Below are 10,316 nucleotides of genomic sequence, written 5' to 3'. Positions count from 1 at the left end.
GATTGCGGAAGACGTCCTCGGTCCACCGGATGTGGGCTGTACCCGTGCGTGGGGAGGCGCACAAGAGGAGATGCGCAAGTGCCGTTCCAGGCTTGCCGTTTGCACCCCGCACCAGAGTCGCAGCGATCTCGGCGACCGCGTCAGCTTCCCGCAGACCGGGACGGATCACTTCTGCTGCACGCAAGACCGCTGCGGTAGCAATGTCGGCCGCTTCCCGCAGAATATGAATTTCGAGATCGGACTTGACGAGCCGGATCCAGTCGACAGCCTTCGAAAAATCGACGACCTTCACATTCGACAGTCGCTTTTTGAACTTCTCTTGCGCCTGGCCGGTCTTAAGCGTCAAGAAACCCGGTTCGAGACCCACCCCGCGTTTTGCAAGGCCATGGTCATGGAGGAAGTCAATGATAACGTCGTAACCGTCCCTTCCCTCAGGGTTGGCGATGAGGTCTTCCGGATAGCCAATCACATTGCTGGGTGCGAGGAAGGTCTGATGGACGGCTGCTGGCGCATCCATGCGACGCATGATGAACGTCGGTTCTTCTTTGTGGAGTGAAATCACAAGTCCTTGTGGGACATAGCTGGAATAAGCCGTGTGACCTGTAAGGTACGTGATGTTCGACGGGCTACTTACTACGAGTGCACCGATCTCACGACGTTCCATTTCTGCTTTTACTGCGGCAAGCCTGCGCAAGTACTCTGCCCGCGGGAATACCTGGGGTGCTCTGCTTATCGTCATTGTCTTAGGTCTGTCGAGTTTGAGATGATGAAAGGACGCAGTTTAGGATGGCACCTGATCAGCTCTCGATTATCTAACGAGTTCCTGCTGCAATGGCCCACTTGAAGGCGCTCGTTGCTTTGGTCGTGTCGCGAATCGCGACGCTGGTGGGATGGGCGAAGTTGGCCACGCGCCATCCAGCGAACAGCCCAAACAGTATCCATTCGTCGTTTGCGCAATTCAGACAATTAGTTCTCTCGTTCTGACCATGTGGAGCCGGGATCGGCGCAAGACATCTTCACACGCGAAGGTCGTACAACCGAATGGCCTGCAAAACCGCGGCATCGTTCTTTTGTCGATGCCCACCAGCCAAACTCCTTCGCCGGAGCGTTAGAGATGTGGGCGCTTTATCGACATTGTCCGTTCGATTCGCATGGTTACGGAAACTCCTATTGAAAAGATGGCACCCCTTTTGGGCGGTCCTTTCACCATGTGTTTACAAGAAACGCGGGACATGCAACGGATCTACTCGTTGCTGCAGGTTAGTGCTGGAGTTGTCGTGCTCCCTAATACATCGTTATGGAAGCTACAGCTGCAACAAAGATCGAAACACTACCTAATCTGGCGTGGACTATTCCAGCCGATACAACCCGTCAGCCCGAGCAGACCGATGTCCGTCCCGCATGGTGATTAGCGTGCGCTGGGCCTTATCGTTCTGCGACACTTCCGGAATAGTGGCAGCGGTTTGACACTGCCGCCCAGTGGCTCCCAGCCAAATGCGTCGAGCAGGAGTCTTCTTGGAGGTACTTTGATCTTCCCCCGAAAAGATGGACAGGGTTAAGCTGCTTTAAGCTCCATCTCGATCGGGATGATAAAGCCGTCGGCAGAGTGACGACGAGTTGTTGCCGTGAGTGAACATAGTCGGTGTTGCGACGACCGCTTGAATCCGCCGACGCCGCATCAACCGCTCGATGCGACCACGGCTCGCCCCGCGGCCCCTGAGCCTTCAACTCGACATGGATACGCGGGCTGCCATAACGCCCGCGGGTGTCGCGGTGGACCCGCCCTGATGTCGTCCACGAGGTCACGATTGGCAGCAGATCGTCGACTCTCCGGGCGCGAGCGCCAAGCATAATAGCCGGCCGGCGAGACGCCGAGCACGTCGCACGGGAGCGTCACCCGGATCTTTGTAGCTCATGCCATGATAGAATGCGCCGAGCGCTGTATCGCTTCTGCCAACGGTTGTGGCTGCCAACGCAACAGTGCGGCTGCCCAACTCGAAGACCTCCGGGTACGTGAAGAAAGCACCTTGCTGCCAGAGATTTTGTTGCCTGGTGCAAGGCACAGCCAGGAGGTGAAGTGCTTGGCGCTCGGCCGTGCCCTCAGATCGGTGCCACACTCGCCGACGAGCTTCAATGCCAGTGATGGACCCAACCCATGGATCTCAGTCAGATCGACGCCGAGCGCGCCGTACAGCTCGGTCCTGACATCGAAGGTAGGCGCGTTGATCTGTTTGGTCTTGATGTGGATAGCTTTCCGACCGGCTTTGCGCCTTTATTGTTCAGTGCCGCGATCAGGACCTCGAGCTTGCGGTCGCAGTCCAGCATCTTGGCCTGGTAGACGTCGTAGAGTTCCAGCAACTGGGTCAGCGCGAAAACATGTTCGTGCCGGTCGTTGCCCACCAGTGCCGCACGGATCGTCGCGATGGATGAATGGCATCGCACGTCCCGATAGGTTGCAAACACGTCAGGATTCCGCTCGGCTGCAACGATGGCTCGGATAATCCGCATGCCGGTCGTGCCCGTGATATCCGAGACACATGATGGAGCTGCAGATTCATCTCCATCAGGGCCTTCTGCATATGCTGGATATGGGCGGCGGCATATTCAACCAGCCGCTCCCGTTGGCACAGATACGCGCGCAGGGTTGCTATCTCGGCATCAGGTCGGAAGCTGCCGCGTAACAGGCCATAGGAATGAAGCTGGCGCAACCACGCGGCATCGCTGACATCGGTCTTGCGCCCGGGCACGTTCTTGGCGTACCGCGCATTGACCAGGATCACCTCAAACCCGCCCTGCTCCAGGATTTCGTAAACCGGGATCCAATAGACCCCAGTGGATTCCATCGCGACACTCATCACGGCGCAGGCTCTGAACCAGTCCGCCAGCTCATGCAGGTCTTGCGTGAATGTACCGAAAGAGCGCACCGGCACGTCGGTGCAAGCTGGGTCCACCGCGGCCATGTGCATCTTTGATCCAATGTCGATGGCGGCGGCCCCGACGTTGACCAGCTTCAGTTCCGGTCGGTCGCCGGTCGTCCTCTTCAGCATGGCAATCCTCCGTTCAATGATGAGCAGGAGGGTCTGGCCTATGCCAATCGTCATCTTCCTAATCGGGATCGTCGCCAGGCAACGTCACCACTCTCAAGTTCGCATGCACCCATGGACCATGTTTTTTAACGGGGATTGTGCCTCCAATAATCGAGCGGCCGCTACCCTCCCAGCGCCGAGAATAGCACAAGGCTGTTTCTACTGCGCGCCACGGTGCTGGACCGTTTTTTAAAATGTCGCGCTCCATGCGCAGCCGCTCGTTCTCTCGCTGCAAACGCGCGATCTCTGCCGCGTAGTCAGCCGACGGCTGCACCGCCTGTGTCGTGGGGCGCCGCGTCGCCGCCGTCGGCTCCAGCCGGCCCCTCGCTGCTCCACCCACCGCCGCAGCACGGAATCGCGCAGGCCAAGCTCCTTGACCACAGATCCGATCGAGCGCCCGCTCGACGCTACGAGATCAACGCTTGCCGCTTGTAGTCGTCCGTAAACGACCGACGTTGACGTCCTTCCATCCGACACCTCCTGGCTCTTCGAGCCTACTACAGGTGTCCATCAATTCGGAGGAGATTTACTCGTTGCCGCGAGAATTGAAGTGCGCTTCTAAGTTCTGATCGAACGTCGGCACACTTCTTCCTACACTCCGCGTATATACAGTTGGGCGAGGACTGCGCGCGGGGCGGCCGGGCATAGCGCGATCGCTCAGCCTTCGAGATGTGACCATGTGTTAGGCAACGGCTGCCATTGTCATCCGGCAAAGATCCGTGATGTCGTAAACTGGTAGCTTCGTTGTACGACGGATCGCCGGGGCGACCAAAGGGAACGCCGCGCATTCGCAAAGGATGGTAGCAATCTCCGGGTGCTGCCTGCGGAGTTTTCTGATGCACCCAACAACGTCCGTCTCGATCGCGGTGACATCGGTGGGAGGTACCGGACGCTTCAATTCGTCATGCCAGAATTTGCCCCCTTCGATGCCGCCAACGATTATTCTTGCGCGCTCCATCGGATTATCGAGCCCAAGCAGATCGTCGCCGCAATACCTTGAATCATAAGTCAAGACGGCGATCTTGGCGAAGCGCGGCAGCTGACGGAGCAGCGCCGGTACCAGCAGCAGGCTCGACATGACCACCGGCACATTTACTGAAGCGGTTACCGCCGGCTGATGTCGGATGGAGAAGCCACAGGTCGAGCTGATCGCTGTGGCGCCTCGCTCGACCAACCGCCTGGCAGCTGCAATGAACGCCGACTCCAGCCCTAGATCGCCGCGTACGACGTTCTCGACCCAAGCTCCCGGGACTGTTTCCAAGATGACCGGGAAGTCGAAGGTCGCCGGATTCAGCATAGAGCCGGGCAGCGGCGTGGGCGACATTACATCCGGCGGCGACCCGCGTTCGAGGTGTAGGATTCCGAGGGAGCGTGGCAGTTGTGAAGTCATGTAGAATCCATAGGACATTTAAAGTGCATTTTGCCTGCGTGTCACGCGCCATTATTGCCATAAGAGTCCAGAGTGTTGCGCAACTAAACACGAAAATGTGCCGCTGGACCGCTCGCAAACACGCTTATAACCCGGTGCACTTAAGCAAATCGCCGTCGTCTTCGAGAGGCGCGACCTTATCGTTCGGGGTGACTTCGGCAATACGGCGCTTGGCGAAGCCATTTTGATGCGTTTGATAGCGGGATCGAAATGTCGCATACAGTCTTTCCATCTAAACGTGGAGCTGAATTGAAGGCGCCTCCGTCCATAGCTCTTCTGCACGATGACGCGAGGCGGATAGCTCGAAGCGAGATCTCGAGCCACTATCTAGCGGGAGCTGCTCTCCAATTTGCATCGGCTCTCGATACACGCGAGCTCCTCAGCGGGACCGACTACTTTATTGCAGTCAGGATAGTGCTCACGCCAGCAGATTGCGGGCAAGCACGCGATACTTGTGGACTTCAGAGGGACCTTCGTAGATGCGCGCCATGCGCTGCTGGTCAAACCAGTGCGCGAGCGGGCTCTCATATGTGCAGCCAGCTGCGCCGTGAATCTGTATTGCGCGGTCGATGATGCGTCCGACCATTTCGGTTGACATCATCTTGATTATTCCTGCTTCGACGCGCGTATCCTCGCCGCGATCATCTTTCTCTGCGCAGGCATACATCATGAGTCGGTGCTGCTGGATTTCGATCCACGAGTCGACGATCATCGACTGTACTGCTTGTTTTTCGCTAAGCGAGCTTCCGAAGACGATGCGCTGCTTGGCGTGCTCGATCATCATTTCATAGCAGCGCTGAGCAATGCCAAGCGCCTGTGCGCCGACTTCAAACCGGGCTGCTGATAATTCCTGTTGCGCGGCTGCAAATCCGGTGCCTTCGGCCCCGATGAGCGCAGTGTCGTCGACCCTGCAATTCTCGAAAGTTAGCTGGTGCGTCGTGAGCCCGCCCAGCATCGGTAACGGACGTGCCGTGAGGCCTGGATTGCCCGCTTCCACAGCGAACATCGAAATACCGTTGAAACCTTTGTCTCTATTTGTTCGCGCAAAAACGAACACGCCATCGGCTCCTTCGAAGGAGCTAATCCAAATTTTGGAGCCGCTGATGACCCAAGTGTCACTATCCCGCTTTGCATAGGTCGAAATGGCGCGAGCAGGATCGGATCCACCGTTCGGTTCCGTCAGCGCAAAACAATATCGCTTAGCCTCACGGAGGCAGGGATCTAAGTAACGAGATTTTTGCTCGCCGGATAGATGAAAGATCGCGGAAGTGAGATCGCCGCCGAATCGGATAGGTGCCAAGCATTTGCAGTTTTCTTCGATAACGGCGAGCCGATCGACCGACGGAAGGTCTGCGCCCCCGAGCGCGGGCGGTAGGCGAAGCCCCCAGAGACCAGCCTTATGGGCCGCTTTCCGTCCTGGCTCATGGTCCGCCCACGTCAGCTTATCGCCTCGTAGTATTCGCGCCTCTAGCGGCGCCTGGTACTCCCTGACGAGCCTTCGAACCAGCTCAACGAGTGCCCTTGTGTCTTCCTTGAGCTTATACATATCGTTTCATCAACCAGTTGGGGTCATCAGCCACTTTGGGATTGAGCGGCAGCAGCTGACCAAAAGTGCCTGTTACGCGCCCCAGTTCGCTAGCGCCGCCTCATATTCTCGGCCGAGCTTCTGGACCAGCTCGGCGGCTCCCATAATCGAGTGCACTCCTGAAACGGAGTGACCAGCACTCCAGACTTCGGTCCAGCGACGCGGTCCCTCGGGATTGTTGCCGCCGAATTTCTCTTTCGCGAGCGACTGCGATACGGATTCATCGAGCTTTAATGGGTCGAGACCAGCAGCTACGATCGAGGGCCGCAGCATGTTAGCATCTAATCCCGAGAACGCCTTGGTCAGCATGACGTCGTCGAGCGTGCAATCAATCAACATCTGACGATACGTATCGCTCGCCATGCTCTCCCGCGTGACGATGAAGCAAGTACCCATATACGCGAGTTCGCACCCAAGAAAGCGCGCCGCCGCGAGCGAAACTCCATCGGTGATACCGCCAGAAAGTACGATTGGACCATCAAACATGGCGCGAACCGCGCGAACAAAAGCAAAGGGATTGGCCCATCCGGTGTGGCCGCCAGCCCCCGCACTAAGCAGAATCAGGCCGTCAGCTCCGGCTTCGATAGCTTTCTCGGCGTGGCGCAGTGAGGCGACGTCGGCGAAAACGAGACAACCGACTTGATGCAGTGGGTCGATCGCCGCAGCGGGCGATCCCACGCTGGTGATCACCATCTCTACTTGGTGACGGGCGAGACAGGCAAGATCATCTTTGAACCGCGGCTGCCGGATAATGAGGTTTGGGCAGGGAGGCGCCGCCTGCCGATCCAGCTGAGCGAGATCATGCTCAATTCGGTGTAGCCAAAAGTCAAGTTCTTCAACCGATCGGGCGTTAGCCGTCGGAAACGCGCCGATAGCTCCCGACCGGCAAACAGTAGTCACAAGATCAACCCCGGAGACGCGCAGCATGGGCGCGACGATTAAGGGTATGCGCAGCCGGGAAGCGATTGCAGCCGGGAGCCTGCTTCTGTGAGAACGTGCATTCACGGCTGTGGGCATGGTGGTCCAACCTGTCGGTTCGTATTGTCTGCGTAGACGAAGCTGGCTGAAGCAAGCTGCTTCAGACGAGGTTCTCGTCGCTGTGACCCCCTAGCGCGTCACGGTTAATTGGCCGAGCGGCGCTCTCAATATGGGCGAGCTGTCATGTTGATCAACTACTGGCGTCGGTAGCTTGACGCGCGCAAAGTACGTGCCTACGTCGGATAATGAGCTCGCGTCAGAGCAAACTCGCGCATCAGACATCAGCCGGCGCCACGCAATCTGAAATTCAAGAAGTTTGTCGGGACGATGGCGTTAACCTAAGAGCGGCGCCACGTCGGGCGGAACTGCTGACAGTTCGAGCGGCAGGTATGCAGCTTGGCTCTCTTGCCGCTTGGCAAGGGCTTGATCTGTCCGCTGCCCAACAGACGTAAGCATAGATCAGATGAACTTGGTCGACGCTCAAGCGGGCTCGATGCCCCGAGTTGGCTTCACTCTCGTCTCGCCGCCGCGCTTGCCTTTCGCATTAAGGAATTGATCCGGTAGTCTTCGCCACCTGAAGATCAAGTTTGATGATGGACTTGTCGAAGACTCCTTTGCTGTAACACCAGGCAGGCGATATGCGTCGGTGGTCGGGTCCTCGCATTTTAGATAGGGTCGTCTCGCATGAGCAAGAGACTTGCGAACGCTCGGGCTCCCGGGGGCAGAATGAACGAGAGGGAGAGTGATCTGGGCGCGATGGGTGGCCGACCCGAGACCGGACGGATGAGGCGACCAATCCGAAACGCCGCGCAAGCCGCAGATGATAATGCAGAGGCGTTTTCTTGTTTGTGCATGCGGTCCAAGACGACGTGCTCGATAGGATCGCATTGCCCATGAGCTACGGCCTCCCGTAGGAGTAGGGCAGAGCGTCCGCCCGACGACCGTGCGACGCCTGCTTTTGAGATGGTCGGGTCAAAGCTCTCATACGGCGGCTGCCAACGCTTAGCAGGCCAGCGCTGTTGTTCTGCTCGGGGTCGGCAATAACGCGAGCGAAAAGCTTCCACCCGCCCTCCGGTTATGATGCTAAACGCACCTGACCGCTCAAGCTCGGTTGCGGCTCGCAGCGTCATGTAGGGTTCCGGCGAGAGGAAGTGCAGTAAGCGCGCTGCTTACTAAGACTACTAGCATCAGTAGGTTCATTTCGTTCTTGCTCTTGCGTAAATAGAAGAAACGTCGTGCGATAGAAGTGCCGTCTGAAGACCACGTGTGGCGGGTCTGTGGCCCACAGCCGTGTATATCGGACACGGACACTTCCACCGAATCACTTGCTTGCGAAGGAGACACACCATGTGTGGAGTGACTGGCGGGACAAAAAATATTCAGGCCTTCGAAGCTCTAGAATCAAACGTTCGCTCATACTCACGTCTATTTCCGGCTATTTTCAACTTGGCGCGCGGGTCCATTATGCTTACTGAGGACGGCCGAAAGGTCATTGACTTCCTCTCGGGTGCTGGTGCGCTGAATTACGGTCACAACAATCACGAGATCAAAGCCGCTATTATAGAACATCTGACCTCGGATTCTGTAGTCCATGGGCTTGATATGGCTACGCCCGTGAAGCTTCAATTTATGGAGACCTTCAGCTCCGTTATTCTCCGGGAAAGAGCTCGCCAATACCGGTTTCAATTCACAGGGCCAACAGGTGCGGACGCCATTGAAGCGGCTTTAAAGCTTTCACGCAAAGTCACGGGACGTCAAAACGTCATTTCATTCACGAATGCATATCATGGTCTGAGTTTAGGCGCGATTGCTGCGAGCGGTAATCGCTTCCATCGCATTGGCAGCAGCATCCCCATATCTGGAGCAACTTTCATGCCTTACGATGGCTATCTTGGCCCAGCTATCGACACAGCCGACTACCTGCGAAAGATGCTGCTGGACAAGAGCAGTGGCATCGACTCTCCTGCCGCCATTCTAGTCGAAACAGTGCAGGGAGAAGGGGGGATAAACGTAGCTGGTAAGCGATGGCTGGAATCAATCCAGGCTATAGCAAGAGATGCGGGCGCAATTTTCATCGTTGACGATGTGCAGATGGGCTGCGGTCGTACGGGCGAGTTTTTCAGTTTCGACTTCGCGGGATTGTGGCCAGACATTGTGGTAATGTCCAAGTCCCTAAGTGGGTACGGGCTGCCATTATCAATGCTCTTGATCAAAGAGGAGATAGACGCCTGGCGGCCAGGAGAACACACAAGTACATTTCGTGGAAATAACCTTGCGCTCGTCTCTGCAACATCAGCTATAGATCTTTATTGGCGCACTCCGGGATTCTCGGAAAGTATTCGGCGCATGGAAGAAGTTATCCGCAATCGACTTCAGGCCATTGCGTCCAAGCACGGGAACGGATTCTCTGTTAGGGGCCGGGGTATGGCATTCGGTTTTGATTGCAAACTGGCGGACGTCGCGGAGGGAACGGCACGGAAAGGATTCGAAAAAGGACTGATGATCGAACGATGCGGGCCGGATGATCAGGTGCTGAAAATTCTGCCTGCACTCACGATCGACCACGAGACCCTAATTCAGGGTCTTGACATATTTGAGGAGTCGTTGATGGAAACATTGAGATACAGAGCCGCCCTAATTTGAGGCCCAGTGGTGGTTCACATGAAGTCAAAAGCAAGGAATGCTGGAGCTACCGAGTCGAGTACACCGAAAAGATCTTAGTCGGCGGGCTCAGCTCCGATCACCTGATGCGAGATTTGCGCCGCGTGGCTGGTGCGGCTTTGAATCCGAGGGGGCGGATTACCAAATCACGTTGTTGAAGCTGTTTGCAGACACAGCACGAGCACATGCTATCGCAGAAATCGTGATGAAGCGGCACTGGAGGCCCATGGCCGAGTTCTACACGAGCCTCTTGAGATGCGGCCTTATGCCTGAGCCGCTCGGTGCCGCCGATTGCCTTCTGCGTTGCGCGTCGCCCGATAGCGTTACCTGATACTTGCTTCAGATCCGGGAACTTGCTGCCCACTAGTTCGACGAGGCGAGCTTCACGCAGCTCACTACCATAGGACATCTCCAGAATGACAAGCATGGCTAATTCGTTGTGCATCTCAAGGTTTCTTCACATAAATGACGACGCCCTGGCTCACAAAGAGATCAAACTTTTGATAGGCTACGACTTTCATGAGTATGTCTCGGTTACACTGACCACTCCAACAAAGGGCAGGACATATCCAAACTT

6 protein-coding genes and 2 pseudogenes are annotated in these 10,316 nt (G+C 56.7%); 1 reads left to right on the top strand and 7 read right to left on the bottom strand.

From position 1 onward, the window contains the following. The 6 genes and pseudogenes from CWO91_RS29330 to CWO91_RS29310 form a co-directional block, all read right to left on the bottom strand. On the bottom strand, window positions 1–739 hold a 739-nt coding region (locus CWO91_RS29330; protein WP_130218541.1), incomplete at its 3' end, for a M24 family metallopeptidase. A gap of 913 nt (window positions 740–1,652) precedes the next feature. Continuing rightward, window positions 1,653–1,897, bottom strand: a pseudogene (locus tag CWO91_RS44625) (IS3 family transposase); the annotation flags it as partial. Beyond that, window positions 1,863–3,047: pseudogene (locus tag CWO91_RS45555) on the bottom strand (IS110 family transposase); the annotation flags it as partial. The pseudogenes CWO91_RS44625 and CWO91_RS45555, both read right to left, overlap by 35 nt. Window positions 3,048–3,768: 721 nt before the next feature. Next, window positions 3,769–4,476, bottom strand: coding sequence for a hypothetical protein (locus tag CWO91_RS43815; RefSeq protein ID WP_208753080.1), 708 nt, complete (start codon window positions 4,474–4,476; stop codon window positions 3,769–3,771). 457 nt (window positions 4,477–4,933) lie between these two features. Next, entirely contained in the window at window positions 4,934–6,061 is a 1,128-nt protein-coding gene (locus CWO91_RS29315) for an acyl-CoA dehydrogenase family protein (RefSeq protein WP_130218539.1), read from the bottom strand. Between the two features lie 72 nt (window positions 6,062–6,133). Continuing rightward, complete coding sequence (locus CWO91_RS29310) at window positions 6,134–7,027, bottom strand: NAD(P)H-dependent flavin oxidoreductase (RefSeq protein WP_130218537.1); 894 nt, start codon at window positions 7,025–7,027, stop codon at window positions 6,134–6,136. Window positions 7,028–8,425: 1,398 nt separating this feature from the next. Here CWO91_RS29310 and ectB point away from each other — a divergent pair. Beyond that, window positions 8,426–9,721, top strand: coding sequence for a diaminobutyrate--2-oxoglutarate transaminase (gene ectB, locus CWO91_RS29305; RefSeq protein ID WP_245471416.1), 1,296 nt, complete (start codon window positions 8,426–8,428; stop codon window positions 9,719–9,721). A gap of 97 nt (window positions 9,722–9,818) precedes the next feature. Here the strand turns inward: ectB and CWO91_RS29300 are convergent, their stop codons facing one another. Next, window positions 9,819–10,166 (bottom strand): hypothetical protein, encoded by a 348-nt coding sequence (locus tag CWO91_RS29300; RefSeq protein ID WP_130218535.1) that lies wholly within the window; start codon window positions 10,164–10,166, stop codon window positions 9,819–9,821. Between the last annotated feature and the right edge of the window lie 150 nt (window positions 10,167–10,316).

The sequence above is a fragment of the Bradyrhizobium genosp. SA-3 genome, assembly GCF_004212635.1.
GTDB lineage: Bacteria > Pseudomonadota > Alphaproteobacteria > Rhizobiales > Xanthobacteraceae > Bradyrhizobium.
Note: the sequence above shows the minus strand (reverse complement) of the source record. Positions and strands in the feature narration are given on the sequence as shown.

What these genes read in the sequence shown, in the direction of transcription:
- CWO91_RS29310 (WP_130218537.1), bottom strand. Translation starts at nt 7,027, where the DNA reads ATGCTGCGCGTCTCCGGGGTTGATCTTGTGACTACTGTTTGCCGGTCG.
- CWO91_RS43815 (WP_208753080.1), bottom strand. Translation starts at nt 4,476, where the DNA reads ATGACTTCACAACTGCCACGCTCCCTCGGAATCCTACACCTCGAACGC.
- CWO91_RS29315 (WP_130218539.1), bottom strand. Translation starts at nt 6,061, where the DNA reads ATGTATAAGCTCAAGGAAGACACAAGGGCACTCGTTGAGCTGGTTCGA.
- CWO91_RS29300 (WP_130218535.1), bottom strand. Translation starts at nt 10,166, where the DNA reads ATGCTTGTCATTCTGGAGATGTCCTATGGTAGTGAGCTGCGTGAAGCT.
- ectB (WP_245471416.1), top strand. Translation starts at nt 8,426, where the DNA reads ATGTGTGGAGTGACTGGCGGGACAAAAAATATTCAGGCCTTCGAAGCT.